Below are 26,546 nucleotides of genomic sequence, written 5' to 3' on the forward strand. Positions count from 1 at the left end.
AGGGGTGGATTATAATGTCCTAAGTCTCTGAAACAATAAACCTTACAGTTGCTTAACTGCCATTAAACAAAAGCTGAAAAAGATTCAGACCATTAAAATAGTCTGAATACTTCTTCAGCTTTAAAATAGATTACCTTCAGCGGATTACAATACCTCCGTTAGATCTTCGTAATATTCTAAGCCCAAATGCGTTATCAGGTCTTCGCCCATTAAGTGGCGCAAGGTATTTTGCAGTTTAATAAGTTGCTTAAAAATATCGTGCTCGGGGTGTAAACCGGGAGCAGTTTGCGGCGATTTAAAATAAAAAGATAACCACTCCTGAATGCCCGACATACCGGCTCTTTTTGCCAGGTCGCTGAATAAAGCCAAGTCCAGCACGAGGGGGGCAGCCAGAATTGAATCGCGGCACAGGAAGTTTACTTTTATTTGCATTTGGTAACCCATCCAACCAAAAATATCAATATTGTCCCAGCTTTCTTTATTGTCGCCGGCCGGTGGGTAATAGTTAATTCTTACTTTATGGTAAATATCGCCGTATAATTCCGGGTTTGTTTCGGGCTGAAAAATATCTTCCAGCACACTTAACTTAGAAACTTCTTTCGTTTTAAAATTATCCGGATGATCCAGTACATAACCATCGCGGTTACCTAAAATATTAGAGGAAAACCAGCCTTTTACGCCCAAAGCCCGCGCCTGTAGGCCAGGGGCCAAAATTGTTTTCATGAGGGTTTGCCCGGTTTTAAAATCTTTACCGCCAATGGGGGTGTTGGTTTGCTTGGCCAACTCAATTAAAGCCGGAATATCGCAGGTTAAATTAGGTGCACCATTCATAAACGGAACGCCCAGTTTAATGGCCGCGTAAGCATAAATCATAGAAGGGGCAATAGCCGGATTATTATTACGTAAACCTTCTTCGAAGCTTTCGATGGTTTCATGCGCGGCCGAAGGCTCCAGGTATATTTCAGTTGATCCGCACCAAACCAATACCATGCGGGAGCAATCGTTGGCCTCTTTAAAATTCTCAATGTCGTCCATCACCATCTGGGCCAAATCGGCTTTGGTAGCGGCTTGCTTTATATGATCTCCATCCAGGTTAGACACATACGACCGATCGAAAACTGCTTTCATCGGCTTGATGGCTTCCAGTTCGGACTTTACGGCGTGCAGCATCATGGGCTCAATAACCTTGGCTTTCAGGGCTGCTTCAAACACATTATCGTTATACACATCCCAACCACCAAAAACAATATCATTCAGGTCGGCCAGGGGTACAAAGTCTTTAATTTTAGGATTGCGGTTTTCGGTTCTCTTTCCTAACCGAATATTGCCCATCTGGGTTAAAGAGCCAACGGGCTGCGCCAGGTTCTTTTTTACGGCTTCTACCCCGGCAATTAGCGTGGTGGCAACCGCACCCAAACCAGGTGTTAATATACCAAGCTTTCCTTCTGCTTTTTCTATGGTATTGTGCATGTGTTTTGTTTTTGAGTAATAAAACTAAATATATCCGTTGGCTGAAATATTCCCAAAATAGCCAAATTATTCATTGTTAAACCTGCTTTTGCATCATTAATTTATTAATAAAGAAAAACAGGACAACTTAAAGCATTATATTATTATTTGCTGCATTAAAAATACTTCAAGCATACGAGTTTAAAATCAGTTAATTTTTCTACTTCTGACTTGATATTTAACTAATTAGCCGATATTAAACATAATTTTAAATATCGAATAGGAATGTTATTAAAATCTGGTAGTTTGGCAAATTGCCAATGCCTATTGCAAATAATAATTGCAGCAATCGCTTAAACCGAATCTAATCGAAAAAGTTTTATAAAATCTTAGTTAAACCAAGGCTTATGATTTACCATACTTCTATTCCGTTATTCCAGATTAATTGTTTCACTGGGGCAAACTAAATATTCAGTTCGCCGGTATGGTTTAACAGCAATATTTGGGCTGTTTCGGCGTAAACCTGAACAATACTGACCGAAGCCGGACTTATTTCGAGCCGTTGAAACATATCGAGGTGAATACCGGCAAAGTAGGCCACGGCAGCCTTAATTAAATCTGAATGGCTCACCACCGCCACCGTTTCGTTCGGGTGCTGATTTGTTAATTTCAAAAGACCGGCAACCATGCGGGTTTGGGCTTCCAGCATTAACTCGCCGCCCGGAATGCGCGTGCCGCTGCGGAAAGAATTAAAGCGGTTAAATTGCTGCTCATCGGCTAAACTCTCAAAAGCCGCATCTGTCCACTCCCCAAAATTCATCTCCAGAAAATGTTCATCAATTATAGGCCGGAGGTTTAATATTTTGGCAATGGGGGCGGCGGTTTCTAGGGCTCGCTCCAAGGGGCTGCTGTAAACAGCCGCTATAGCAGAACCAGTGAGGCGCTGCGCTAATTTTTGCGCCTGCTCCTGCCCTGCTGGATTCAACGAAACACCGGACAAGCGGCCACTCAGTCGTTTGCCAACCGAATCGGTGGTGGCATGCCGAATCAAAAGAAACTTGGTCATTTAGTAGGCTTAGTTTACTCTTTTTACTTATTTTCTCTTCCAAATTGCCAGTTATTCTTTTAAAATAAATATTTAACTCCTATATATTTTAACCTTTAAAAGCAAGTACCGCGTTTTCAGGTATTTAGTTTTAAGGTTAACTGTACCCCGGTTAATTTAATATTTATAATTAAAACCAAACCGGTACTTCTTGCGTTGGCAATGGACCAAAGCGCAAAACCAGGCATATACAAATATTCCGACCCAATTGTAAAGCTGGTAATGGCCAAACTTAATATATCTAACTTTATTCAGAAATAAATTGGATCATACGCATAAAAAGATTCCTCTTAAAATAGGTGTCTTAACTTTTCACCGTTGTATAAATTATGGTAGTTACTGGCAGGCCCGCTGTTTAACCGAAGGGCTGCAGGCCCGCGGACACCACGCCGAAATCCTCGACCATGATTCGCCGCGGGTAAACCAGACCGAATGGACTTGCGCCTTTCAACCGGTTTTGCCTACGTCCGTTCCAAAATCAGATTACCCGCTTTACCGCGAAAAAATCCTTAAGTTCTTCCAAATATTCCCCACGCTGCCTTTATCCAGGCGCTTTGATTTAGAAAATCCGGCCGCCATGGCAGAATACGATTTAGTAGTGGTGGGCAGCGATGAAGTTTGGAATTTATCGCATCCGTGGTTTGGGGGTTGCTCGTTGTTTTACGGCGATGGCCTGAAAACCGACCGTCTGATTTCTTACGCCGCTAGTTTTGGCAATTACGATGCCGCTTGGGGCATGGAACCCGCCTGGGCCGAAAAACTCCGGAAGTTTGACATGATTTCGGTAAGAGATGAAAACTCGCAGCTAATAATTAAAAATGCCCTTGGTTTTCAGCCCGAAATGGTGTTGGATCCGTGCCTGCAGTTTCCGGTAATACCGAACGAAAGAAGTTTAGACCATTTGCCGCAACAATACGTGGCCGTTTACGGGCACAACTTCACTGAGTCTTTTGCCCGCGAAATCCGGAACTGGGCCAGTACCCGCAAGCTTCCGCTGATTAGCATTGGCTACCGGAACGATTGGGCCGATGAGCAATGGCTTACCGCCGATCCGCACGATTTTGCGCAATTCATGGCTCGCTCTGAAGCGGTGGCCACCAACTTCTTCCACGGTTGCGTATTTGCCCTCCGTAATGCTAAACCCTTTGTTTGCGAATCGACACCTTACCGGCGGCATAAATTACAAGGCTTAATGACTAAAATTGGCGGCGAAAAACACTTGCTGCCGGAAGGCACCCCAACCGAAGTTTATGGTGCCCGGTTAAACGAACCTTTTGATGCCGAAATAACTCAGAAAATTGAGCGCCTGCGGCAAACTTCCAGTGCGTACCTCGATCGGGCTTTGGGTCTTAAACAACCGCAATTCGCATGATAAAACCACTTAGCCCAAAAGATATTGTTTCGTCGGGTTTGTGTATCGGGTGCGGAAGCTGCGTAGCGCAAGCTAATTTGCCCGGTACCCAAATGAAGTTTGATGGTTACGGGGAATTAAAACCTACCGGCGCCTCGGCGTGGTACCAGCGCCCATCCGAAAGCTTTACCCGCACCTGTCCTTTTTCGCCGGCCGCCAAAAACGAAGATTATTTAGCCACCAATCTTTACCCGCTGGCTAAACACCAGGATGCTGCCATTGGGCGCTTTCAAACGGCTTACGTGGGTTACGTAGCCGAAGAAGAATTTCGGTTACAGGGCAGTTCGGGCGGCATGGTTACGTGGGTGGCTAATGAATTACTGCGGCAAGGCTTAATCGATGGGGTTGCCCACGTGGTAGCGGCTAAAGATCCGCAAACCGAAGGCCGGTACTTTCACTACCGCATTTCGCGTACCGAAGCCGAAATCCAGGAAGGTGCCAAATCGCGTTATTACCCAATAGAATTAGCGCAAATATTGCAAACCATCCGGGAAGTGCCCGGCCGCTATGCTGTTATCGGCGTGCCTTGCTTTATTAAAGCCGTGCAGTTGCTCCGGAACGAAGATCCACTCTTTATGGAACGCATTCCGTTTACGCTGGGGCTTTTTTGCGGTCACATGAAAAGCGCCCGTTTTATCGAAAGTTTTGCCTGGCAAATGAATATTCCGGTAAAAGAAATTCAGCAGGTTGAATTTCGCCATAAAGATCCCAACCGTCCGGCCAACTGGTATAATGCCCAGCTCACTTTACGCGATGGCAGTACGGTTAACCGCGATTGGTGGCATTTGAAAGATGGCGATTGGGGCGCAGGCTTTTACATGAACTCGGCCTGCAATTTCTGTGACGATGTGGTGGCCGAAACGGCTGATATTTCGTTTGGCGATGCCTGGGTTGAACCTTATTCTTCGGATGGTAAAGGTACCAACGTGGTGGTGGTTCGCTCGCCGGTAGTAGAACAACTGGTTGCCGCCGCTATTCAGGCCGGCCGCCTGCAATTAGATACCGTTGACAATAAATTTGTAGAACAAACGCAAGCGGCCGGCTTCCGGCAACGTCGCGAAGGTTTGGCTTACCGGCTTACCTGGTCGCGGCAGGGCGTACAGCCGCGTAAACGCGTCAGCCCCGATTCGCAAACACTAACCCGGCAACGTAAAATTATTTACCGGGTGCGTAGCTTTATTTCGGCGGGCAGCCACCGGGTATTCTCGTACGCACGCCGGTTGCAAAAACCACAACTTTACTTTCTGTGGGCCCGCCTGGTAGCGGCAGTGTATCACGGTTTGGCTTACCACCAAGGCAATTTCAGCGAAATGAAAAAGCGTTTTGCGCAATTAAAAGGATAGGAAAAGGCAGGGACAAATCCTGCCTTTTTGGTTCTACAATTTTAAACGAGAAGTACTATTCGGGGGAATATTTTACCAAATAGTGAAGGCTGTTTTGGGCAAGGACTTCCAGCTCGCCTGCTACCCGCAGGATAAGGCTTTCCCAGTCGCCCGCACGTTCCTGCCGGAAGAGCCGCATAGTTGGATACCAGGGACTATCTTCCCGATTATCCATCCAGCGCCAATCGGCTTCGGCGTGCAGCAACGTCCAAACAGGTACCCCCAGCGCTCCGGCTAAATGAACCGGCATGGAATCAACGGAAATTATTAAATCTAAACTGCTTACCACACGGGCAAACTCGTACAAACTAAACTCGCCGGGGTTAATGCCAAACCCGTTCTGCCACCCCGCCGCTTGGGCATTGGCCTGAAGAATATAAAGCTTAATGCCAGGAACATTGGCGAGCGGCGCCAGCAGTGGAAAAGGAACAGCGCGTTGCTCATTCCAATCACCCGGTTTCCAAACCAGTCCAACGGCTAAATGCCCGTTTTCTGACGAGAGTGGTTGTGGCGGCACCTGCAAATACGGGATATCCAAAGGTATGGTATTCAGAGTAGTTCGGAAAATATGGGGCAATTCCATTATTTCCACATCTATGTCATACTCCACTTCGGGAGTGCCATCGTGCAGCGGCAGTAGTTCGTCAATGCCTTGTGCGGTTTCTAAAATTGGAATGAGTGGTGCCTGGGCCCATACAATTACTTTGGCAGCAATAGCTTTTAACAACGGTGCGTACCGGATAAACTGAATAGTATCGCCCAGGCCATGATAACAGCGTACCAGCACCCGCTTGCCTTCGAACGAACTACCGTCCCAAATATATTGAAGATGCCGCGGCCAGTGCCAGCAGGGCTGGCCGGCCCTAGATTGCAGCACCTTATCGCTAAAATGCCAGGCTTCCTCAAACGCACCACTCCGCATACAACGCATCCAATAATCTGACGTGTCCTCCTGCTTATCCTGACTCATTCGGGTTTTAGTTGGGTATTATTTTTACGATTAATTATTAGGCTGAATTAAAAATAGAATGATTTTTAAGCGTAACGGCGCATCATAGTCACGCAAAAATCGGCAAATTCTTCTACTTTTTGGGGCGGCGAGGTATGATGCGGCTGAATACCTCTGGATTCGGGCGTAAAGCAGAACGTTACGGTTAAATCAAATTCTTCCAACTTTTTCATAACATGGTCAAACCATTTATCGGCATCCGGCCGAAGCCAATCGGCCCAGCTTAAACCAGTACGCAGGCGTTTTACGCCTAATTTTCGAAGCCAATCTACGGCTGCATCCAACCGGTGATCTTCAAAATGGAACCATTGGCAAATCCCAAACTCGGGGGTATAATCCGAAAAATGCTTTAGTGCCAGTTTAGGTGTGCCATCTTCGCGCAGCAATCCCATGTGAAAGTGGCGGTAATACGAAGAGCCTTCGGCTTCGCGGTGGCGGGTAGTTGCTTCCCAGGTGCGAGGCAAATCGTACAGGCTGTACCAATGCGCCCGGTCCACGCGGCCCATTAACAATTCGGCAGTTCGGCGCAAACCAAACTCCTGCACTTCTTCTGCCCCAAAGCTCGAAATACCCACTTCGGTTACCCAAACAGGCAAGTTAGTTACTGCCTCAATTTCGGCTATTTTATCGGGCCATTCGTGTATTTGCCAGAGATTCCAGTCGAGCGGAAAGCCGTGTACAGCTACAGCATCCAGGTTTTCGAGCGCGCCGTGTTTTTCTAATTTTTTAATAAAATGCGGGTCAATGGGCGAAATACCACCCAGCACCCTTAAAATTCCCGGATTTTCGGCTTTTACGGCTTCCGCCGCTATTCTTACCATGTTACCGAAAATCTCCCATTCTGGATCAATTTCAAATGCCCAATGCGATTTATTATTTGGTTCATTCCAAAACTTAACTGCTTCAATCATATTTTAATTTGTGTCGGTTTATTCGCCGAATCACCATACGGAGATTATGCCCGGCAGTTCGGCGCGGCGGCAAATATAAAATCATTCCTGGGTTAGAATCTCAAATAAAGCACCTCTCTTCTTTACTTCAACCGCTAAATAAAACCTTAATACTAAAATTATACCGTTCCGCTGGGTTAGATCAACAAAAGGTAAACTCCTGGCTTTACACCAAGTGTAAGCTTCCTTTAATTAGGACCAATTAGAAGTAAAGTAAAATATCCATTTTAAGGATAAAGCAAAAAGCTACTACTAACGCTATAGGTACAACGACATTTCCCGCAGCTACCTGGCTCTTCTGTAATTGAATTGGGTTATCACGTGCCCTTGCTAATCTTTTACCCAACAATGCAGGCTTCGGTAATCAACGCCACCTTCATCGGCCACTTTTATATAGCTCATATCATTAGTGAGATACCTGGCAACAATACGCTCTTCTACGTCTTTTTCTTTCATTTCTGTTAACTTTTTTGTCAACCTATATTTAGGACAAGACAAAGATTAATTCTGATCAAAATCATAAACTACCTAAATTAAATTAACCATAAAAAATATTTAAAAGTCTGTTGACCTTTGAAAGAATACGCAATAAATAAGTGTATGATGATTGTCTTTGCCCATAATTTACCAAGCGTTAAGGAAACCCCACAGATAACTAAGGAGGAAGTACTACTCTTATGCCACTAGTTACTCGCTAGTATAATACCTTCCTCCTTAACTTATAAAATAATTTTATATGATGCGCACTTAACTCACCTTTCAAACAACTTTAAAAAATGTAAAATTAAGAACAATAAGCTTTGATGGCATTAGATGCTACCGAGCTACCTAAAGACATGGGTATTGCTTCACTTTTCAGAAGGGCAACCTACTTAATTATGTTTTAAGTATTTACGCTTTACCTGCTAAACCTTAATGGTAAAAAGTACTTAATCAAAATTGATAATTAACTCCTTCGATTCTCCCCCAAAGAAGCTTTAAAGTAGAATTAATAAATCAAAATTTAAAAATTAAAAACATGAAAAATTTAGAACAATTCGGCTTAGTGGCATTAGATGCTGCTGAATTACAACAAGTACAAGGTGGTAGCTTGATAGATATAGCTATTGATTTTATAAAAGGTGCATTAGGCGGTGACAAAAAACCTATTGTAGTTGAGTGTCAAGGTCCTTGTAAAGTTACAATTCCACAGTAATAAATTCAGAGAGAAGGTGGATATCTATCCGCCTTCTCTCTTTAATTCTAACCTTATATAAAATAAAAATTAAAAACATGAAAAATTTAGAACAATTTGGCTTAGAAGTATTAGATGCTGCTGAGTTACAACAAGTACAAGGCGGAGTAACTGAAGGTGGCTGCATCCAACCTTTTCCTTTTCCTTTTCTACCTCACTACCCTTATCCACCCTTTAACCCTACCCCGCCTTTTGATTATCCTACTCCTATACGTCCAGTTTTTTAAACTCGGCATGTCTTTCTTTAATTACCAGAAGTACATAAAATATTAACTACATATACGATAATTGCTGAATTGATTGTGTACTTCTGCCTCACAAACCACAGGAGCATTTAACAAGATGCCTTTATAAATAGCTTGCTTAAAGAATATAAGTAGGCTATTTATAGGTTCTATTTTCTTAGGTGCTTTTGTCTTCTGTCCTTTTCAATACCTTAAAATTAGGATAAAAATAATTTAGGTTAATCTTATCGATCCACTGATTATATCTTGTTTGTTATGCAAAATCAGCTTTATCCATCGGATGTGATTGAGTACAGCGCCGAAAGCTACTTAGGGACTATTTCCACGCGTAGTCAGGCTATCTATGTTGCTATCCTGGGCGGAATAATCCTGGCCTTTCTCAGTTTGCCTTTCATCTCTATGGATGTGGTCGTACGTACCAACGGTATTATTCGCCCTATAGCTGATAAAAGCGAACTTAAACCGTTTGTGGCCGGCACTATTGCTGCCGTGCTGGTCAAAGAGAATCAATACGTGCGCCGTGGGCAAGTAATGTTGCGGCTGCAAACTGATGGGTTAGATACCAGAATTCGGCTAAACCAAGCCCAGCAAGTACAAAAAAAACAGCACCTAAAAGACCTTTCCCGTCTGGTGGCTCTCGATACCACTTCTTTATTAAGAGCCAGAAAGTTACAATCTCCACTCTACCAACAGCAATATACCCAGTTTGTCCAGGTTCTTTCCCAACATCAAAATACGCTACGTAAGAAGCAGCAGGAACTTACCCTAACGCAAACTTTATTCCAGGAAAAAGTAGTAGCCAGGCAGGAATACGATGATAAGCAATTTGAATTGCGCAGCAGCCGGTCGGCTTACCTGGCTGCCATGGAGCAACAGCTTAGCCAGTGGCAGGCTGATTTAACCACTCATACCTTTTCCTTCACCGAACTCCAAGCCCAGGAAAAGGAACTTCAGCAGCAGAAAGAATTTTATACAATTCGCGCCCCAATCGCGGGCACGTTGCAACAGTTTACGGGAAAGTACGCGGGCAGCTACTTACAGGGGGGCGAGATGGTTGGGGTAATTTCGCCAGATTCCGGATTAATTGCGGAGTGCTATGTCTCTCCCAAGGAGATTGGTCAAATCCGACTAGGTATGCCAGCTACTTTCCAAATAGATGCATTTAATTATAATGAATGGGGGTTGTTAAAGGGGCGGGTAACGGACGTGGCCCATGATGTGGTACTATTGAATAACCAGCCGGCTTTTAAAATCACCTGCCAATTAGATGACACCTACTTACAGCTACCCAATGGCTATCGGGGCAACCTGAAAAAAGGCATGACGCTACAGGCCCGATTTTCCTTAACCCAGCGGAGTCTCTTGCAACTGCTTTTCGACAAAGCGGATGACTGGTTAAATCCTTTACAGGCAACACAGTAATATTTCTTTATCAGAATAGCTAAACAATCAATTCCTTCGCCAGCCATTCTTTTTAGCCCTGCCTACAAGAATACACCTTTCTTATTTAAAACCTTTAGCCATGAAAAAGCATATCCAGGTTAAACAACACGATATCACCGACTGCGGCGCCGCTTGCCTGGCTTCGGTGGCGGCCCATTATCATTACCACTTACCCCTTAGCCGTATCCGGCAGTATGCCTCTACCGATACGAAGGGAACCAATGTGCTGGGTATGATTGAAGCAGCCACCCGGTTAGGGTTTACAGCCAAAGGGGTAAGGGGTACTTTGGAGAGTCTCTTTAAAATTCCTCTTCCAGCCATTGTCCACGTCGTAGTTAAACAAGAACTCCACCATTTTATGGTTCTCTACCAGGTAAAGGCAAAGTACGTGTTGGTGATGGACCCAGGGGATGGGATAATGCACCGGTTAAGCCACGAAGCGTTTAAAAACCAATGGACCGGGGTTTTGATATTACTATTGCCTGATACCCAGTTCAAGACAGGCAATGAGAAAACTTCGGTTCTCACCCGGTTCTGGCAGTTAGCCCAGCCCCATCAGGCCGTGTTGCTGCAAGCATTTGTAGGAGCAGTGCTTTATACCGTGCTGGGTCTCTCCACCTCTATCTACGTGCAAAAAACAGTTGACTATGTACTAGTAGGGGGCAACAAAAACTTGCTTAATTTAATGAGTGTAGTCATGATTTTGTTACTGTTGCTGCAACTGTTGATTGGCACCATCAAAAGTATTTTCGCCTTGAAAACCGGCCAGCAAATGGATGCCCAGTTAATTCTGGGCTATTACAAGCATTTGCTGACCCTGCCCCAAACTTTCTTTGACAGCATGCGGGTCGGGGAGATTATCTCCCGGATAAATGATGCCGTTAAAATCAGAACTTTTATTAATGATGCCGCGCTAAACTTAGTTGTCAATGTTTTTATTGTGCTCTTTTCCTTTGGGCTGATGTTTACTTACTACTGGAAACTGGCCCTGATGATGCTGATTATTATTCCCTTCTACGGGCTGATTTATTTTATTACCAATAAGCTCAACAAGAAAGTACAACGAAAGCTGATGGAAGATTCTGCGGAGTTGCAAACCCAACTGGTAGAATCGTTGAATACCATGGCCACTATTAAAAGGTTTGGCCTCGAATCTTATGCCAATTTAAAAACCGAAACAAGTTTTATCAAGCTGCTGAAAACCATTTTTCAGGCTACCCAAAATGCGGTCTATTTAGGAACTGGCGCGGAGTTTATCACCAGGTTGTTTACCATTCTTATTCTGTGGGCCGGCGCTTACTCGGTGCTGAATCATACCCTTACGGCAGGAGAATTGCTTTCCTTTTACGCGTTAATCGGCTATTTTACCGGTCCGGTCAACAGTTTAATTGGCATGAATAAAACCCTGCAGGATGCCTTAATTGCCGCTGACCGGTTGTTCGAAATCATGGACCTGGAGCGCGAAGAAATAGAGAACAAGATTGACTTAAAGCGGGAGATGATTGCGGATATCCATTTTCGGGAGGTGGCATTCCGGTATGGTTCCAGGGCCACCGTATTTGAAAACCTGAACCTTACTATTGCCCAAGGCAAGGTTACAGCAATAGTGGGCGAAAGTGGCTCCGGCAAAACAACGCTGATGGCCTTGCTGCAGAACATCTACCCTTTAACTAGCGGGCATATCACCATTGGCAACTACGACCTCAAGCATATTAGTACGACTAGTTTAAGGTCCCTGGTAAGTGTAGTACCACAGAACATTGATTTGTTTGCAGGCAATGTTATCGAAAATATTGCGGTGGGGGTTTTTAAACCGGACATGGAAAAGGTCTTGCGGATTTGTGAAGCCTTGGGGATTGCTGCCTTTGTAGAAAAGCTTCCAAATGGTTTTAACACGTATCTGGGGGAAAATGGAGCCACCTTATCGGGCGGTCAAAAACAACGGATAGCCATTGCCCGAGCCCTCTACCAGGAACCCGAAATACTCATTTTAGATGAGGCAACTTCCTCGCTGGATTCCCATTCGGAGCAATATGTGCAGTCATCTATTCAGCAATTAAGAAAAGCCCAGAAAACCGTTATTCTTATTGCCCATCGCCTGAGTACAGTGATGCAGGCCGACCAGATTATTGTACTGGAGGAAGGAAAACTGGTGGAAGCAGGCACCCATGAAGAATTGCTGCTTACCGGTAAATACTACTACAAGCTTTGGGCGCAGCAATTCCGCTTTGCCAAACCAGATTTTGATTTGGTAAGTAGTAATGGGCATTAAGGATGCTTACCATTTCTTCTTAAGTTAATGATATCTAAATTATACTTGATTATAGAATTCAATTCTGGTTTTTAAGTGGGATATACTTAAAAATGAAAGACAGTAAATTCTATTATCCCCTATTTTCATCAAATCTTCATTTTAGGATTTTACATTGACATTATTAAATATAACAAGGCAATGTCGGAGGTGAATAAAGGTTATTATATGTCAGTTTGCCATCGTTGCCAGGACGAAACTCCTACCCTACGGTCCTCCTGGTTTAATACGCAAATGTTATGTCCGGCTTGTTGTGCCGAAGAGGCGGTTCATCCCCTCTATACACACGCCCAACAGGTGGAATTTGCTAAAATTCAAACCGGTGATTATCGGTTCGTCGGAATAGGCTTACCTGATGATCTACAAAGAAAATATCCCTTTAAATAAAACTTTAACCTATAACCTGTTAAGTATTTTCAGGAACCTACCATTTACTTCATCTTCATAATTTCGGTGCCGGCTAATAAAAAGCAACCCAAGCCATAATCTTCAAAATCTGGTTTGCTGTTGTAGGTCACCGGCTGCCCATCTTTGGGTTCTTTGCCGGTACCCTGCACATAACCTAAAAAGCCATTGGGGTGAACCGCCTCTTTGGCCATAGCATTCCAGGCTTTAGCTATAATAGGTTTGTAATATTTGGCATCGAGCAGGCCATTATTTACGCCCCAGGCCATACCGTATATAAATAACGAAGTACCGGTTATTTCTTTCCCACCAAAATTCGTGGGGTCATGCAGACTTACATTCCAGTAACCATCGGGCCGTTGGATAGGCAATAAAGCATTTATCATTTTCAGGTAAGTTTTCTGGTACTCCTCGCGATGCGGGGCGCCTTTGGGCATAATATCCAACACGCGCACTAGGGCTGCCACTACCCAGCCATTCCCTCTCGACCAATAACAATCTTCGCCGTTGGGCTCTTTGTAAGGCGGCACAAAATCCTTGTCGCGCCACCATAAATCGTCGGTAGGGTTGTATAAGCCATTGCCGCCCTGCACCGTTTTAGCATGGTTATATAACGCATACATTTTTTCGTAATACGCATTGTCTTTGTACAAATTACCTAAACGGGCAAAAACCGGCATCGCCATTTGCAAAGCATCTATCCAGTGCCAGTCATCTACCTTCGGGCTGTTTACCATAGCATCAACCGAATATTTAATATCCCGGATGCGTTCGGGCTTGGGGTCTAGCAGGTACAAATCGATGTAAGTCTGGCCGGCACACTGGTCGTCGGCATCGCGGGTATCGCGACCATTGCGAAGCCCCCAATTATGTTTCTGGCCCCAATCTACGGCGTAATCAATATATTTTTGCTGCTTATCTACGCCATATAAGGCCATTAAACCTTCGTAATAAACGGCGCGGGTCCAGAGATTACTCGGGCGGGTTTTATTGGTGGTTATTTCCTTTCCCGGATCGGGCCAGGTTTTCATGAAATAATCGTTGGTGAGCCGCAAAGTATTTAAAACCTGCTTCTTACTAGGCAAGCGTTGGGCCTGTACGCCAGCTACACCCCAAATAATTGCCAGGCTTAAAAGGAATATCTGCCGGAGAGAAATAAATTTATTTTTCATGGTTAGAACCTGATGTGGGTAAGAGTATTAGGTAAAATTAAGTGCTGAGGTATAGTAGGCTGTCCTGCTCTATCCTGTGAATAAATTCAATCGTTTATTTTAATTTTTCTTAAAACTATCAGTAATTGATTTAAACTGTTGTTATCTGACAATAGAAAATATTCTGCTAAATGTATTTACGCTTATTCAGAATTATTTTCGTTTCAATTGCAGTAAACTTTAATGAATTTAAGCAAAATACTTTTCTCTTATTTTAAGCCGGTCTTGTTTTCCGAAAACTAAATTTTCCGAAAACTAAATCTAGTTTTGGAAGAAAACACTTTTCGCAGGATAAACCAGGATAATTTAGGGCTGGATGTTTGTTAACATTATAACAAATAATCGGGTAAACAAGGCCGTAAAGCGTTATTAGCTGCCGGTATAAAGAATCTTCGGTAGAAAATTATAGCCTGCGAAATATTCAAATAGAAGCCAAAATTGCCGGCAAATTTGCGCTTGCCAAGGATTTTAAATTTAAAATTGTAACCATCAAAACAGAAGATAATTTCATCGTTACCGTTAAAGACAGTACCAATGTTAATCTGTAAATTTAATTGGGTGAGTTATTAAAATAGTTATCAGGAGCAAAACCAAATAAGTTTACGATAGCTACTGTTAATTTAGATATTATTTCTACATGTGCGCCTGCGTTACTATTTTCTGAAGAAAGCTTAATTAATTGTGCTACCTTTATAGGAATTGTTAAAACAACAGAAAAATGTCAGTAAAAATATTTGAAAATTTTGAGGAGCTATCAAAAGATATTCAGCAAAATTGTAAAGGCAGTAACGAAATTCTGATAGGCAGAACCAATTTCGATAAAAAAGATGTGGGCGGCTATTCGGAAGTTTTTTTAAGAATAAAAGGTAGCAACAGAAGGTACGATACAAAAATGTACGAGGTAAACGTAAATCTGCGAAATGAAATATTTACGGCTTTGGATGTGAAAGATACCGAAAACCCGTACAAAGGCGATTTTAAAGCAAGTAAATTCAAACTATAGGTTTATTTAATTTCACAAACACAAAGGGCAGCTTTCTTAGCTGCCCTTTGTGTTTGTTATAGGTCTTCAGCCGAAGATTAGCCGGTAACTAAAAATCTGAAAAATATTTATTCTACTTTTTCTACAGCGTGAAATATTTGCCTTTGGTTCTGCAGTATATTTAAAGCTATAATTTGGGCTAAGGCAAAACCTTTTTCTTGCGAGCATCTGAGTTCAGGAATTTATTTAAAGGTATATTTTTCTGTTCTTTAAGCCCCTGTATAACCGAAGCGGCATTTACCTGGGCACCGGCTTCGATGGTATGCGTGTGGTCGGTGGTGTTAAAATATTCAGCTTTTACTTTTGCTTCGCCTTCAGCTTCATACCGGTCCGAAATTATTTTGTTTAAATCGATGAAATAAGCACCGCCTTGGTTCGCGGCTTCGGCGGCCCATTTGCCGTAGTCCTGGCCATTGCGGTTGGCTTTACCCTCTTTCCAGGTGTTGCGGGGTACCGGGGATAACACAATGGCCGTAGCGCCTTTGGCTTTAACATCCGCAATATATTGCCGCAGGTACCAGCCGTAAGAGTGCACCGTTTCGTGTTTTTTGGTAATCAGGTTGTCTATTTCTTCGGATTCATCTCCGTTGCTTTTAATAGTACCGCGGGCCCTTAGTGTATCGTTTACCGGACTACTATCGTTGTGCCCGAATTGTATCATCACAAAATCACCGGGTTTAATATTTACGAGCACTTTGTCCCACAAACCCATGGTACGGAACGTGCGGCTGCTGGTACCGCCCAAAGCATTATTCCGCACCAAAATTTTAGTAGTGTCAAAATAAGCCGGCAGAAAATTGCCCCAGCCCCACAATCCACCATCGCCTTTACCCTTGCCATTTTTAACCGTGGAGTCGCCGATAAGGAATAAAGTTGGCTTTTGGCTGGCGTGGTTTGGTTGTTTACAAGCGTAAACAGCTACGGCCAAAGAAAAAAACATAACCAACCAATATTTTACCTGGGCTGCTCTTTTAAGATTATGTGCTTCCCTATTTTTCGATTTCATAACAGCTTGTACCTTTTAGGGGCAATATAGATGATTAAAAATTAGTTATATTTTGCTTTTGCTGGCGCGAGCGTTCTGCTTGTGCCTGGTTAATTCGGCCTCTGGCCGCTTGTTGAAATATTTGTTTTTATAATTAGTAATTGCTTGTAGGTCAAAAATTTATAAAACTAACAGCTTATCGGTTAGAACCCGGGAAAGAAGACACGAGCGGGACGCTCGCGCCAGCAAGAGCCAGTAAGAGTCAGCAATATTTAAAAATCAATTCTCATATTTCCGCTTCCGGATGAGGTATTTATTTAAATCTAATTTTTTATGTTGCTTTATACCCGTTACCACCGAGGCGGCATTTTCGAGGGCTCCCGCCGGGTTCGTGTGGGTGTGGTCGCCGGGGAAATATTCTTTAACTTTTTCGGGTCCCATTTTATCGTACTTATCGGCGGTGATGCGGTTTAGGTCGATGAAATACACGTCTTCGGCCTGGGCTACTTCGGCAGCCCACTTCCCGAAAGTGTCGCTGGCCCGCAATACTTTACCGTCCTGCCACTGGTTGCGGGGAATCATAGAAAGGATAATGGGCGTTGCGCCTTTGGCTTTGGTTTCATTTACAAATTTACGCAGGTACCAGCCGTAGGTATGCACCGTTTCTTCTGTACCGTTAGGCCAGGTTAGTTCTTTCGTTTCATCACCGCTGCCCCGCAAAACGCCGCGGTAACCGGCTTTGGTGGTATCGGGTGGACTGCCTTCGTTGTGGCCAAACTGCATCATCACAAAATCGCCGGCTTTTAGCGTCGACAATACTTTATCCCAACGACCTTCTTTTATAAAAGTGCGGGTGCTGCGGCCCGCCATGGCCTGGTTACTTACGTTAATCCGGGTAGTATCGAAAAGCTCGGCTATATAACTCCCCCATCCGCCGTAACCCGCGTTAGTATTTCGGACGGTTGAATCGCCAATAATATACAAGACTGGTTTGGCCACTGGAGTTTTACTAGCGAGGCACCCGCAAAATATTAAAATGCCAAGCAGCAAAAATTTAAAAATACACTTACTTAACATAACTTATATTATTTTGTCCGGCCAGGCGCAACCGAGATGGCTGGTCGTTTAATATTTTTAGTACCATTGCCTAAATAGAAACCAGGATGCGGCGGTTGATTATAAGCTACATTTTGCCAGGCGATTGCCATACGGTATTGCGGATCGTGCATGAGAGTTGGCATTCGGTGCTCCGTGGGAATAGTGGTGGTAAAGATGCGCAATTCCTGGTTATCGGTGGTCCGGAATATTACTTCTTCCCGCCAATCACCCAAAATATCGGCGCTTAAGGCTGGGGTAGATTTAGAGCCGTTGTTAGAAGTGCAGCCTTCGGCAGTAAACATACGTCCGGCCTGGTATTTGTCGATGTGGTTGCCATCCAGCAATTCGCGGGCCAGGTCGCCGTCCCACCAAATCACAAAGTTAGTTGAAGGGGGATTTCCGCCGATTTTGGCACCTTTCAGGTTGAGCAAACCTTGGGAACCGGAAAACCACATTTCGGCACCCGGATTATTTGGGTCAATATCGGCGGCTACGCCCCGGCCCACATCTTTGCCTTCGTGGCCGCGCCACAATATTTCACCGGTACGGGCATCGTACAACGCAGCGCCGGGTCCGGAGGTATTGGTTTCATTTTCGTGGATGCCAAAAACTTCAAGACCAGGCCGGTTCGGGTCTAAATCAGTAACGTGCAGGGCATCGCCGTGGCGCAAACCAGTCGTAAATAAACCGTGGCCGTTGTCGTCGACTACCATTGAACCGTAAATAATTTCGTCCTTGCCGTCTTGGTCTACATCGGCAATGCTTAAGCCGTGGTTGCCCATTCCGGAATAAGGATTCTCCCGGTTCTGCGAATCGAAAATCCAGCGGGAGGTTAATTGCTTGTTGCGGTAATCCCAGGCAGCAATTACCGAACGGCCGTAATAGCCCCGGCACATGAGCACACTGGGTAATTTGCCATCAAGGTAAGCCGCACCAGCCACAAAGCGATCGACCCGGTTGCCGGTATTATCGTTGCCGCCGTTGCCGCCTACGCCGCCCCAGCCACCTAAATCACCGCGCGCCGGAATATAATTGGCCGTAGCCAAGGCTGCGCCGGTCAGGCCGCTGAAAACCGTAAAATATTCGGGTCCTTTTAATATTTTGCCGTTCTGTTCGCGCCAATCGGCGTTGGCATCGCCAATAATTTTGCCTTTACCGTCTTTGGTGCCATCCGCAGTTTTGCAGGAGAATTCAGCGTGACCGTCGCCGTCCATATCAATCACAATAAACTGCGTGTAATGAGCACCTTCCCGAATATTTTTACCCAGATTGATTTCCCAGAGCAGCGTGCCGTTTAATTTATAAGCCTGAAAAATGGGTTCATCGGTAAAGCCATTGGCGGGCGTATCGAGGCTGCGGCCGGTCTGGTGTAATATTATTTCGTATTCGCCGTCGCCATCCAGGTCGCCGATGGATGCATCGTTGGGCGTGTACCCGGGCGGCGTTTTTAGCGGAATGGCTAAATATTGCTGTACCGGAGCTTGGGCCGGTAACGTAAAGGCAGCGCTTACCTCTTGTTCTTTACCGTTTAAAACGGGTTTTACATAATAGGCATTTGGCTGGCTGATATCGACCTTGGAATCTTGGAAATTGGTGCTTTGGGTAAGTGGTTGCGGGTTAAGTTTAACCGGTTTTTTACTACCGGTTTTCCGGTACAGGTTAAAAGCAATATTAACCGGGTCGGTACCCAGCATCCGCCAGCTTACAAACACTTTGCCTTCTCCCTGGTGAACGGCCACCACTCCCCGGCCAAGGTTTTCCATCAACCGTTGCCCCAGAACATTGGTCGTAGACCAGTTAGAAATCAGGAAGATGAGTAACCCAAGTATAAGTTTGTAAACCATCGTCCTGTTCGGGTTAAGGTTTGTTACCAGCAATTAAAGTAGTAAAATGGCCTTTTACCAAGTAACCAATTTATTCCTGGGTTGCCATTGGCCGATCGTTGCGGGACCATTCGCTCCAGGAACCAACATATAGTTTCGGAATATTTAGGCCGGCGTAATCCATGGCCAGCAAGGTATGGCAGGCGGTAACCCCGGAACCACAATGCACCACCACGTTCCCGGGCTCATGGTTTTCTAAAGCGGCGGTATATTTTGCTTTTAATTTGTCGGGTGGTAAAAAGAAGCCATTGGCATCTAAGTTGCCGGCAAACGGAATATTAACGGCACCCGGAATATGACCGGCAATTAAATCAATTGGTTCTCTTTCGCCCCGATACCGAAATCCTTCCCGTACATCAATTACCAGATAATTTGCATCCTCCCGGATTTTATCTACTTCGTCTATAGCTACTGTTTGCAGTTGCCAGCCCTTTTGCGGATACGAAGGAGCGGCTACCACTTTCTCCGAGCCAGCACTGCTGGGAAAACCAGCCTCCAACGCAGCCTGATAACCACCATCCAGTACCTGCACCGACGCGTGCCCAATGGCTCTTAGCATCCACCAGAAGCGGGCTGCCGCATTGGCGCCGTTCTTGTCGTCGTAAACCACCACATGGCTTTCGGGGGTAATGCCTAATAGGCCCAGCACTTGTGCAAACTTTTCTATATCGGGTAAAGGGTGGCGCCCCCCTTCGGCAGCATCCGGTTTTTTATTAGCCAGTTCTTCTTCCAAATCTACAAAGAGCGCCCCCGCCAAATGCTCTGCTTCGTACTTTTCCCGGGCATCCGGACCAGTACGCGCATCAACAAGCACTAGGTTTGTGGCATCTTTTAAACGGAGTAATTCTTGGGGATTTAGGATAGATTTCATAGGGAATTTGATTATTTCATCTTTCGGTAAAAATTAAAAACTTTTACCTTTCTAAAAATAATAACGGACTTAATTGGCAAAAGGATAGCTTATTAACCAGTGGAGCTACAATTGTAAAAAGAACTCTATTGATCGGTTCTGAAAACGCTCCGGCACTTTATTGGCCGCTCAGTTCCAGATTTCGTTCATGAGGGTTAAAATAATAGGTTTATCCTCCGTCACCACAATGGTGTGTTCGTGCTGGGCTACGTACCCGCCTTTGTTTCCCACCAAGGTCCAGCCGTCTTTTTGGGTATTGGCATTGGTCGAAACGGTGGAGATAAAGGTTTCGATGGCGACCACCGAATTTTTCCGGAACCTGGTTACATTATACTTGTCGTAGTAGTTGGCTATTTCATGGGGTTCTTCGTGCAGCCGCCGGCCGATGCCATGCCCGGTTAAGTTTTTAATAACTTTATAACCCGCTTTTTTGGCTTCTGTTTCGATAAGCCTCCCAATCTCGGCTACGCGCACCCCACCTTTAATATTCTGAATAGCTTTCTGCAGTATAGTTTTGGAAGCCTCAACCAAAGGCTGATGCTGGTGCACATCCTTACCCAGCACAAAAGACCCGCCATTATCCGACCAGAACCCATCCAGTTCCGCCGACACATCAACATTTATCAGGTCGCCTTCCTGTAATATTTTGTGCGCGGAAGGAATGCCATGGGCTACTTCCTGATTAATACTGATGCAGGTCCAGCCCGGGAAATTATAAGAAAGCCGGGGAGCCGAATTAGCGCCTAAATTATTAAGAATCTGGCCGCCGAAATCGTCGAGTTCTTTCGCGGTCATACCGGGCCGGGCGTGGTTTCGCATTTCTTTCAGCGTAATGGCTACCGCCTCGCTAACCCGCATCATTCCGGTTAATTCTTCTTCTTTGGTTATAGACATGTTTTATAAATTAAAAAACCTGGTTAATTTCCTGTTTCAGGAAACTGATGGCGGAGCCGGTAGGCTCTTTTTCGGTAGCCAGAATATTTTCCAGAATGCGTTTGGCTAAATCGGTACCTTTGGCATTTTCCGGTAATTCATGATATACCCGATTGATGAGCGTTACTACTTCTTCTTTAGACCGTTTTACCATTTGCCAGGCCTGGTCGCTCATATACATTTGCTGCGAAACGTTGTGGTTAAATTCTTCGCGGATTTCGGCCAGCAACACGCGCTGATATTCGGCGGCCGATTGGCCGGCACTGCTCACCCGCACCAAAATATTGCTGGGCGTAATACGTTCGAGCAATAAGCAAACCCTTTCGTAAGCCTGCAACCGGATAGGCAGCACCACTTCCGAATTTTTCATCCGTAGTTCCAGTATGCGTTTCTGGTATTCTTTCGTTAAATAATTATTTACCAAAGAATACATGCCGTACAAAACCAGGGCAGCGGGTAAAATAACTTTCAGCAGGTCAAAAATATATTCCGTCATAAATCTAGTTATTCGGTAAGATGCGTAAAAATAGAGAAATTAAGTAATGAATTATTTCGGGTAACCGCCTGTTTTGTTACTATATGTAAATTGACTGAACAAAATTGTTAAATATTAGTTAATTTTGCATAGTTAAATCTAGAACCATGGAAACAGCAACTTTAAATAAAACTGCTCCAGTTAGCTTAACGCCCCGGGCTATCGAAGAAGTTAAAATTATCATGAAAGATAAAAACGTACCCGCTGAATATGGGTTACGGATTGGGGTGCAAGGTGGCGGCTGCTCGGGTATGTCCTACCTGTTGGGCTTCGATAAAAAGAAGGATAACGACGAAACCTTTATTATTGGCGGAGTAGAAGTAATTATGGATAAAAAGCACGGCATGTACGTGATGGGTATGGAAGTAGATTTCCAGGATGGCCTGAACGCCCGTGGTTTTACCTTTAGCAACCCGCAAGCCAAAAGTACCTGCGGTTGCGGCAGCTCTTTTTCTGCTTAATATTTCTAACGCTAAGTCAAAGCATTTTAAAAATCAAAGCCACTCCCAGAGTGGCTTTTTTTATTTTATATCAGTTATTCCATTATTACTTGGTTATTACGCATAACCGTACACGATTGGTCATCCTGGGCTTGCCGAAGGAACTAATAAAGTTATATAAAAGTAGATTTATTTGTTACGACAAGCGCAATATGACTATACTATTAACGTCATTATCTGCATGATTTTATTATAGATAGGACTTTTACAAAATGGTTTTTTAACATTGTAAATCCTCTCCCTTGCCCCCTCCGAAGGGGGACTTTCAATAATTTTGCGAAAGTCCTGATATCTTTTAAATTGATTAACCTTCTTTGCAGCCATGAAAAAGCACAGAGCAATTCCCCGTGCCTTCATTCAATCATATAAACAGAAGCAGCTGTTTAGCGAATATTTAATTGCCTGGTCAGTAGCCCTTGCGTTGTGTTTTCACCGGCAAGCAGTCTGGCTAAAGCTTTAAAATTGGCAATGATAACACCACCAATGGCGACCATTCTTGCTTTTCGTTTAAATTCTAAACTGCTTCAGAAGTTAAACTTTATAAAACAGCCATTTTGATAGCTCGCGGTAGTTAACTTTTTTGCCATACATTAATATACCCACCCGATAAATACGCGCCGCTATCCAGGTGGTAAAAATAAAACCGAGTACCAAAAGCCCCATCGACAGCAGCAGTTCGGGCAAGGGCACACCAAACGGAATCCGCAGCATCATGGCAATGGGCGAGGTAAACGGAATGATCGACATCCAGAAAGCTACTGCCCCGTCTGGGTTCCGGATAATAACGGTTTGGGCTACCACAAAGGTAATAATCAGCGGAATGGTAATTGGGAGCATAAACTGCTGGGTATCGGTTTCGTTGTCTACCGCAGCGCCAACTGCCCCAAATAGGGCTCCATAGAGCAAATAACCACCTAAAAAGTAAAACACAAAACAGCCCAAAATCATCGGCAAGTTCAGGTTATCGAGGGCGGTTAATATTTCGGAAGCGCCGCTGGCTTTTACCGCCGCTGGGTTTTGTACGCCGGCACCGGCTACGGTTTGGGTTTGCGCTTCGGTTAGTTTATCTTTAAAACTGGCGGTAACCGCCGAGGTAACCACTGTAGATAAGATTATCCAGAGCAGAAATTGCGTGAGCCCCACCGCCGCAATGCCTAATATTTTACCCATCATTAACTGAAAAGGCTTCACCGACGAAATAATTACTTCTACAATTCGACTGGTCTTTTCTTCGATTACGCCCCGCATGATCTGCACACCGTAAATAAAAATAAACATGTAAATCAGGAAAGCGGCGGCATAACCGGCCCCGGTGGTAACAAAAGCATTATTATCTTTTTCGCCTTCTTTACTTAAATTAGTAGTGCTGATAGAGATGTCGGTTTTAATTTTATCCAGCACTTCCTGTTCAATGCCGGACCGCTGGTATTTCAGGGTTTCAATCTCCTGGCGCAGGCTGTTTTCGATGGCCAGTTTATTATCGAGGCTAATATTGGTTTTAGAGTAAAGCCGAATACCGGTGGGGTTATCGAGTTCGAGTTTGGGAATATACAGCAAAGCGGTATGGTCACTTTCTAGGAAAGCTGTTTTCAGGGTTTCTAAATTACCCTGTACCGGAATGTAAACCCGCTTCTCGTTGCTTTCGAATTTATCGCGGAATAGTCCGCTTTCGTCCAGCACCTGAATGGTGTTGGTTTTATCCGAAACAGTTGTTAAAAAAATAGGAATTACCAGAATGGCCGCCAGCAGAATGGGCGCCAGTAAAGTCATGACAATAAAGCTTTTTTTGCGCACCCGCACCAGGTATTCCCGCTGAAATATTAACCAGATTTTATGCATACCAGAAAGGTAAGCCGCCCTGGCAGATAAATGCAAATAAATCCGGTAAAATAGATAAGCTCGTTAACCAAAAGGCTAGTAAAGCACTTAGGACATAACCCGCAGGCCAGCCTGACTTACCGGCTAAATATTGCCCCGGACAGTAATTAGAAATTAATCAAATTTAATGGCTGCCACCGGTTTAATGCGGGTAATCATAAGGGTAGGAATAATAATGGACAACATGGTAAGAATTAACGTAATGGCATTTAACAATAATATTACCGGAAAATCCCAGTTAATCGGCACGGTATCCATGTAATAATTTTCGGGGTCGAGCGGAATAATTTTAAAGCGATCCTGCAGGTAGCAGAAAGTTAAGGCAATTACATTGCCCCAGAATAAACCTTTTAGCGTCAAACTCAATCCTTTAAAAAAGAATATTTCCCGGATTTGGGGATCGGTGGCGCCTATGGCTTTAAGTAAGCCAATCATGTTAGTCCGCTCCAGAATCATGATAAATACGGTGGATATCATATTAAAAGTGGCCACAAAAACAATCAGGATCAGAAAAATGATAACATTTTTCTTCAGCAGCTTCATCCAATCGAACAACTGGGCGTACTGGTCGGTTATTTTTTCGAGCTGCAGATCATAATCCATCTTATCGAAAACAACGTTGGCTACGGTATCTATCTTGCTGAAATCTTTCAGCACTATTTCGTAGCCGCCGGCCAGCGTGTCGTCCCAGCGGTTCAGGTCGCGGATGTGCTGCAAATCGGCTATTACGTAAGCCTGGTCAAACTCTTCCAAACCGGTTTTATAAATACCGGTAACGGTAAACCGGCGGGCCCGCGGCGGGTTTTGAATAAAATAAAAAGTAGCCTTGTCGCCGATATTCAGGCGCAGTTTATTTGCAATTTGCTGGCTAATCATAATGTCGTTGGAGGCGGCGCTATCGGTAAAGGTAATGGTTTTGCCGGCTACCAGGTTCTCGCGCATGGGTTCCAGGTCGTAGGCTTTATCTACCCCTTTTATAATAATACCCAGTACTTCGTCGGAGCCTTTGGCAATAGCCGTTTTAAAAGCGTAAGGCTGCTTTGTTTTGATTTCCGAAATCCCTTTCAAGTCTTCCTCAATAGCCCGGGTACTCACCGGATCGCCTTCAAAAGAATTATTGGTATCGTACTTGCTTACCTGTAAATGGGCCGCAAAACTAAATATTTTGCTTTGAATCTGATTTCGGAAACCTTCCAGAATAGAGAAGGAAACAATCATGATAGCCAACCCGATAGCAATGCTAATAATTGCTATTTTTGTAACCGACGCCGTAAATGATTCCGTACCGGAATCTGTTATCTTACTCGAAATATACCTTGCTATGTTCACGCGGGCTTCTTTAGAACAAATATAGGTGCCTGATTTAAATTTTCTAATTTTACTTTATGATACAGCCACTCCTGCTTTTGCTTTTATCCATACTGTTTAGCCTGGCACAATGTTCGGAACCTACCGCAGAACGCGCCGAAACCGCCGCCGTAAATCCGCCACCGGCTAAGGCGCCGGCAACTGCCACTTTACCAGTAGCGGCAATTCAAACCGGCGCCGATCAAACAAGCACGTACTTGCCTTTCTTAAAAAATAAGCGCGTGGCTATGGTGGTAAACCAAACTTCCATGATCGGCAGCAAACACCTGGTAGATTCGCTGGTGGCAGCCAAGGTAAATATTACTTTGATTTTTGCGCCGGAGCACGGTTTCCGGGGTGATGCCGATGCGGGCGCCCACATTAGTAATGCTACCGACAGCAAAACCGGCCTGCCCATATTTTCTTTGTACGGCAAAAACAAAAAGCCATCGGCCGAACAACTCCAGAACGTAGATGTACTGCTATTTGATATTCAGGATGTGGGCGCGCGGTTTTACACCTACATTAGTACCATGCATTACGTAATGGAAGCCGCCGCCGAAAATAATAAGACTGTGCTGATTTTGGATCGGCCCAACCCTACCGGTTATTACGTAGATGGCCCGGTACTGAACTTAAAACACCAGTCTTTTGTGGGCATGCACCCGATTCCGATTGTGCACGGCTTAACGGTGGGCGAACTGGCGGGTATGATAAACGGCCAGAAGTGGCTCGCCGGCCAGCGTACCTGCAACTTAAAAGTTATTCCGGTAAAAAATTATACCCATAAATCGCGCTATTCCTTACCGGTAAAGCCTTCGCCTAATTTGCCCAACGATTTAGCCATCCAGGTTTACCCCTCTATTTGTTTGTTCGAAGGCACCAACGTTAGTGTTGGCCGGGGCACCGCCACGCCTTTCCAGGTAATGGGTAGTCCATTTTACAAAAAGAAGGCTTATTCTTTTACGCCCAAATCGGTGCCGGGCGCTACCAACCCGCCGCACCTGAACCAGGTTTGCTACGGCTATAAACTAACCGAAAAAGATGTACAGGGGAAATTTAGTTTGGCTTACCTCCTGGATTTTTACCAGAACTCCACCAACCAGGATAAGTTTTTTAATAATTTCTTTAACACGCTGGCCGGAAATACCGAATTGCAAGAGCAGATAAAAGCGGGTAAATCAGAAACCGAAATACGGGCTTCGTGGGAACCGGCTTTAACCGCTTATAAAAAAATGCGCAAGCAATATTTACTTTACCCCGACTTCGAATAAGCTTTT

Annotated in this window: 23 protein-coding genes; 9 read left to right on the forward strand and 14 right to left on the reverse strand. The window is 44.5% G+C overall.

Annotation, left to right across the window (positions count from 1 at the left end; all coding sequences use genetic code 11):
* Positions 1-144: 144 nt before the first annotated feature.
* Positions 145-1,470: an inositol-3-phosphate synthase gene (locus tag AAE02nite_RS24180; protein WP_146904669.1), complete on the reverse strand. Its 1,326-nt coding sequence runs from the start codon at positions 1,468-1,470 to the stop codon at positions 145-147.
* A 442-nt stretch (positions 1,471-1,912) separates the two neighbouring features.
* Positions 1,913-2,515: a histidine phosphatase family protein gene (locus tag AAE02nite_RS24185; protein ID WP_146904672.1), complete on the reverse strand. Its 603-nt coding sequence runs from the start codon at positions 2,513-2,515 to the stop codon at positions 1,913-1,915.
* Between the two features lie 301 nt (positions 2,516-2,816).
* Between AAE02nite_RS24185 and AAE02nite_RS24190 the strand changes: the two genes are divergently transcribed.
* Positions 2,817-3,926 carry a polysaccharide pyruvyl transferase family protein gene (locus AAE02nite_RS24190; protein WP_218033551.1) on the forward strand — a complete coding sequence of 370 codons (1,110 nt, stop codon included), beginning with the start codon at positions 2,817-2,819 and terminating at the stop codon, positions 3,924-3,926.
* Positions 3,923-5,308 (forward strand): Coenzyme F420 hydrogenase/dehydrogenase, beta subunit C-terminal domain, encoded by a 1,386-nt coding sequence (locus AAE02nite_RS24195; protein ID WP_218033552.1) that lies wholly within the window; start codon positions 3,923-3,925, stop codon positions 5,306-5,308. Before AAE02nite_RS24190 ends, AAE02nite_RS24195 begins: the two co-directional genes overlap by 4 nt.
* Before the next feature lie 55 nt (positions 5,309-5,363).
* Here AAE02nite_RS24195 and AAE02nite_RS24200 read toward each other — a convergent pair whose 3' ends face one another.
* From AAE02nite_RS24200 to AAE02nite_RS26905, 3 genes are all read right to left on the reverse strand, one after another.
* Positions 5,364-6,317: a glycosyltransferase family 9 protein gene (locus AAE02nite_RS24200; RefSeq protein ID WP_146904675.1), complete on the reverse strand. Its 954-nt coding sequence runs from the start codon at positions 6,315-6,317 to the stop codon at positions 5,364-5,366.
* A 65-nt stretch (positions 6,318-6,382) separates the two neighbouring features.
* Positions 6,383-7,267, reverse strand: a complete 885-nt coding sequence (locus AAE02nite_RS24205) for a glycoside hydrolase 5 family protein (RefSeq protein ID WP_146904678.1) — start codon at positions 7,265-7,267, stop codon at positions 6,383-6,385.
* A gap of 369 nt (positions 7,268-7,636) precedes the next feature.
* Positions 7,637-7,762: a hypothetical protein gene (locus tag AAE02nite_RS26905; protein ID WP_262713479.1), complete on the reverse strand. Its 126-nt coding sequence runs from the start codon at positions 7,760-7,762 to the stop codon at positions 7,637-7,639.
* A gap of 562 nt (positions 7,763-8,324) precedes the next feature.
* On the opposite strand from AAE02nite_RS26905, the gene AAE02nite_RS26445 reads away from it, so the two are divergent.
* The 4 genes from AAE02nite_RS26445 to AAE02nite_RS24220 all read left to right on the forward strand — a co-directional run bounded on the left by AAE02nite_RS26445 (position 8,325) and on the right by AAE02nite_RS24220 (position 12,500).
* Entirely contained in the window at positions 8,325-8,501 is a 177-nt protein-coding gene (locus AAE02nite_RS26445) for a hypothetical protein (RefSeq protein ID WP_170252684.1), read from the forward strand.
* A gap of 77 nt (positions 8,502-8,578) precedes the next feature.
* A complete protein-coding gene (locus AAE02nite_RS24210) occupies positions 8,579-8,767 on the forward strand; it encodes a hypothetical protein (protein ID WP_146904681.1) in 189 nt (62 codons plus the stop codon).
* 273 nt (positions 8,768-9,040) lie between these two features.
* Positions 9,041-10,207: an HlyD family secretion protein gene (locus AAE02nite_RS24215; RefSeq protein WP_146904684.1), complete on the forward strand. Its 1,167-nt coding sequence runs from the start codon at positions 9,041-9,043 to the stop codon at positions 10,205-10,207.
* 100 nt (positions 10,208-10,307) lie between these two features.
* Positions 10,308-12,500 carry a peptidase domain-containing ABC transporter gene (locus AAE02nite_RS24220; RefSeq protein ID WP_146904688.1) on the forward strand — a complete coding sequence of 731 codons (2,193 nt, stop codon included), beginning with the start codon at positions 10,308-10,310 and terminating at the stop codon, positions 12,498-12,500.
* 470 nt (positions 12,501-12,970) lie between these two features.
* Here AAE02nite_RS24220 and AAE02nite_RS24225 read toward each other — a convergent pair whose 3' ends face one another.
* Positions 12,971-14,116, reverse strand: a complete 1,146-nt coding sequence (locus AAE02nite_RS24225) for a glycoside hydrolase family 88/105 protein (RefSeq protein ID WP_146904692.1) — start codon at positions 14,114-14,116, stop codon at positions 12,971-12,973.
* A gap of 757 nt (positions 14,117-14,873) precedes the next feature.
* Between AAE02nite_RS24225 and AAE02nite_RS24230 the strand changes: the two genes are divergently transcribed.
* Positions 14,874-15,158: a hypothetical protein gene (locus AAE02nite_RS24230; RefSeq protein WP_146904695.1), complete on the forward strand. Its 285-nt coding sequence runs from the start codon at positions 14,874-14,876 to the stop codon at positions 15,156-15,158.
* Between the two features lie 178 nt (positions 15,159-15,336).
* Here the strand turns inward: AAE02nite_RS24230 and AAE02nite_RS24235 are convergent, their stop codons facing one another.
* The 6 genes from AAE02nite_RS24235 to AAE02nite_RS24260 form a co-directional block, all read right to left on the reverse strand.
* Entirely contained in the window at positions 15,337-16,203 is an 867-nt protein-coding gene (locus AAE02nite_RS24235) for a rhamnogalacturonan acetylesterase (protein WP_218033553.1), read from the reverse strand.
* A gap of 258 nt (positions 16,204-16,461) precedes the next feature.
* Complete coding sequence (locus tag AAE02nite_RS24240) at positions 16,462-17,181, reverse strand: rhamnogalacturonan acetylesterase (protein ID WP_246151239.1); 720 nt, start codon at positions 17,179-17,181, stop codon at positions 16,462-16,464.
* A gap of 86 nt (positions 17,182-17,267) precedes the next feature.
* Positions 17,268-19,124 carry a rhamnogalacturonan lyase gene (locus AAE02nite_RS24245; RefSeq protein WP_146904701.1) on the reverse strand — a complete coding sequence of 619 codons (1,857 nt, stop codon included), beginning with the start codon at positions 19,122-19,124 and terminating at the stop codon, positions 17,268-17,270.
* A 70-nt stretch (positions 19,125-19,194) separates the two neighbouring features.
* Positions 19,195-20,034, reverse strand: a complete 840-nt coding sequence (locus tag AAE02nite_RS24250) for a sulfurtransferase (protein WP_146904704.1) — start codon at positions 20,032-20,034, stop codon at positions 19,195-19,197.
* 168 nt (positions 20,035-20,202) lie between these two features.
* Positions 20,203-20,967: a type I methionyl aminopeptidase gene (gene map, locus AAE02nite_RS24255; RefSeq protein WP_146904707.1), complete on the reverse strand. Its 765-nt coding sequence runs from the start codon at positions 20,965-20,967 to the stop codon at positions 20,203-20,205.
* A gap of 10 nt (positions 20,968-20,977) precedes the next feature.
* Complete coding sequence (locus AAE02nite_RS24260) at positions 20,978-21,502, reverse strand: DUF7935 family protein (protein ID WP_146904710.1); 525 nt, start codon at positions 21,500-21,502, stop codon at positions 20,978-20,980.
* Between the two features lie 146 nt (positions 21,503-21,648).
* On the opposite strand from AAE02nite_RS24260, the gene AAE02nite_RS24265 reads away from it, so the two are divergent.
* On the forward strand, positions 21,649-22,002 hold the full coding sequence (locus AAE02nite_RS24265; RefSeq protein ID WP_146904713.1) for a HesB/IscA family protein: 354 nt from the start codon (positions 21,649-21,651) through the stop codon (positions 22,000-22,002).
* 570 nt (positions 22,003-22,572) lie between these two features.
* Here AAE02nite_RS24265 and AAE02nite_RS24270 read toward each other — a convergent pair.
* Both AAE02nite_RS24270 and AAE02nite_RS24275 read right to left on the reverse strand, forming a co-directional pair.
* A complete protein-coding gene (locus AAE02nite_RS24270) occupies positions 22,573-23,880 on the reverse strand; it encodes an ABC transporter permease (RefSeq protein WP_146904716.1) in 1,308 nt (435 codons plus the stop codon).
* Positions 23,881-24,033: 153 nt separating this feature from the next.
* On the reverse strand, positions 24,034-25,248 hold the full coding sequence (locus tag AAE02nite_RS24275; protein WP_146904719.1) for an ABC transporter permease: 1,215 nt from the start codon (positions 25,246-25,248) through the stop codon (positions 24,034-24,036).
* Between the two features lie 56 nt (positions 25,249-25,304).
* Between AAE02nite_RS24275 and AAE02nite_RS24280 the strand changes: the two genes are divergently transcribed.
* A complete protein-coding gene (locus AAE02nite_RS24280) occupies positions 25,305-26,540 on the forward strand; it encodes an exo-beta-N-acetylmuramidase NamZ family protein (RefSeq protein WP_146904722.1) in 1,236 nt (411 codons plus the stop codon).
* Positions 26,541-26,546 lie beyond the last annotated feature (6 nt).

The organism is Adhaeribacter aerolatus (assembly GCF_007991635.1).
In the GTDB taxonomy this organism is placed as follows: Bacteria; Bacteroidota; Bacteroidia; order Cytophagales; family Hymenobacteraceae; genus Adhaeribacter; species Adhaeribacter aerolatus.

Excerpts from the sequence above, each read along its gene's own strand:
- AAE02nite_RS24180 (WP_146904669.1), bottom strand. The coding sequence starts at position 1,470 with ATGCACAATACCATAGAAAAAGCAGAAGGAAAGCTTGGTATATTAACA.
- AAE02nite_RS24185 (WP_146904672.1), bottom strand. The coding sequence starts at position 2,515 with ATGACCAAGTTTCTTTTGATTCGGCATGCCACCACCGATTCGGTTGGC.
- AAE02nite_RS24195 (WP_218033552.1), top strand. The coding sequence starts at position 3,923 with ATGATAAAACCACTTAGCCCAAAAGATATTGTTTCGTCGGGTTTGTGT.
- AAE02nite_RS24200 (WP_146904675.1), bottom strand. The coding sequence starts at position 6,317 with ATGAGTCAGGATAAGCAGGAGGACACGTCAGATTATTGGATGCGTTGT.
- AAE02nite_RS24205 (WP_146904678.1), bottom strand. The coding sequence starts at position 7,267 with ATGATTGAAGCAGTTAAGTTTTGGAATGAACCAAATAATAAATCGCAT.
- AAE02nite_RS26905 (WP_262713479.1), bottom strand. The coding sequence starts at position 7,762 with ATGAAAGAAAAAGACGTAGAAGAGCGTATTGTTGCCAGGTATCTCACT.
- AAE02nite_RS26445 (WP_170252684.1), top strand. The coding sequence starts at position 8,325 with ATGAAAAATTTAGAACAATTCGGCTTAGTGGCATTAGATGCTGCTGAA.
- AAE02nite_RS24210 (WP_146904681.1), top strand. The coding sequence starts at position 8,579 with ATGAAAAATTTAGAACAATTTGGCTTAGAAGTATTAGATGCTGCTGAG.
- AAE02nite_RS24215 (WP_146904684.1), top strand. The coding sequence starts at position 9,041 with ATGCAAAATCAGCTTTATCCATCGGATGTGATTGAGTACAGCGCCGAA.
- AAE02nite_RS24220 (WP_146904688.1), top strand. The coding sequence starts at position 10,308 with ATGAAAAAGCATATCCAGGTTAAACAACACGATATCACCGACTGCGGC.
- AAE02nite_RS24225 (WP_146904692.1), bottom strand. The coding sequence starts at position 14,116 with ATGAAAAATAAATTTATTTCTCTCCGGCAGATATTCCTTTTAAGCCTG.
- AAE02nite_RS24230 (WP_146904695.1), top strand. The coding sequence starts at position 14,874 with ATGTCAGTAAAAATATTTGAAAATTTTGAGGAGCTATCAAAAGATATT.
- AAE02nite_RS24235 (WP_218033553.1), bottom strand. The coding sequence starts at position 16,203 with ATGAAATCGAAAAATAGGGAAGCACATAATCTTAAAAGAGCAGCCCAG.
- AAE02nite_RS24245 (WP_146904701.1), bottom strand. The coding sequence starts at position 19,124 with ATGGTTTACAAACTTATACTTGGGTTACTCATCTTCCTGATTTCTAAC.
- AAE02nite_RS24250 (WP_146904704.1), bottom strand. The coding sequence starts at position 20,034 with ATGAAATCTATCCTAAATCCCCAAGAATTACTCCGTTTAAAAGATGCC.
- map (WP_146904707.1), bottom strand. The coding sequence starts at position 20,967 with ATGTCTATAACCAAAGAAGAAGAATTAACCGGAATGATGCGGGTTAGC.
- AAE02nite_RS24260 (WP_146904710.1), bottom strand. The coding sequence starts at position 21,502 with ATGACGGAATATATTTTTGACCTGCTGAAAGTTATTTTACCCGCTGCC.
- AAE02nite_RS24265 (WP_146904713.1), top strand. The coding sequence starts at position 21,649 with ATGGAAACAGCAACTTTAAATAAAACTGCTCCAGTTAGCTTAACGCCC.
- AAE02nite_RS24270 (WP_146904716.1), bottom strand. The coding sequence starts at position 23,880 with ATGCATAAAATCTGGTTAATATTTCAGCGGGAATACCTGGTGCGGGTG.
- AAE02nite_RS24280 (WP_146904722.1), top strand. The coding sequence starts at position 25,305 with ATGATACAGCCACTCCTGCTTTTGCTTTTATCCATACTGTTTAGCCTG.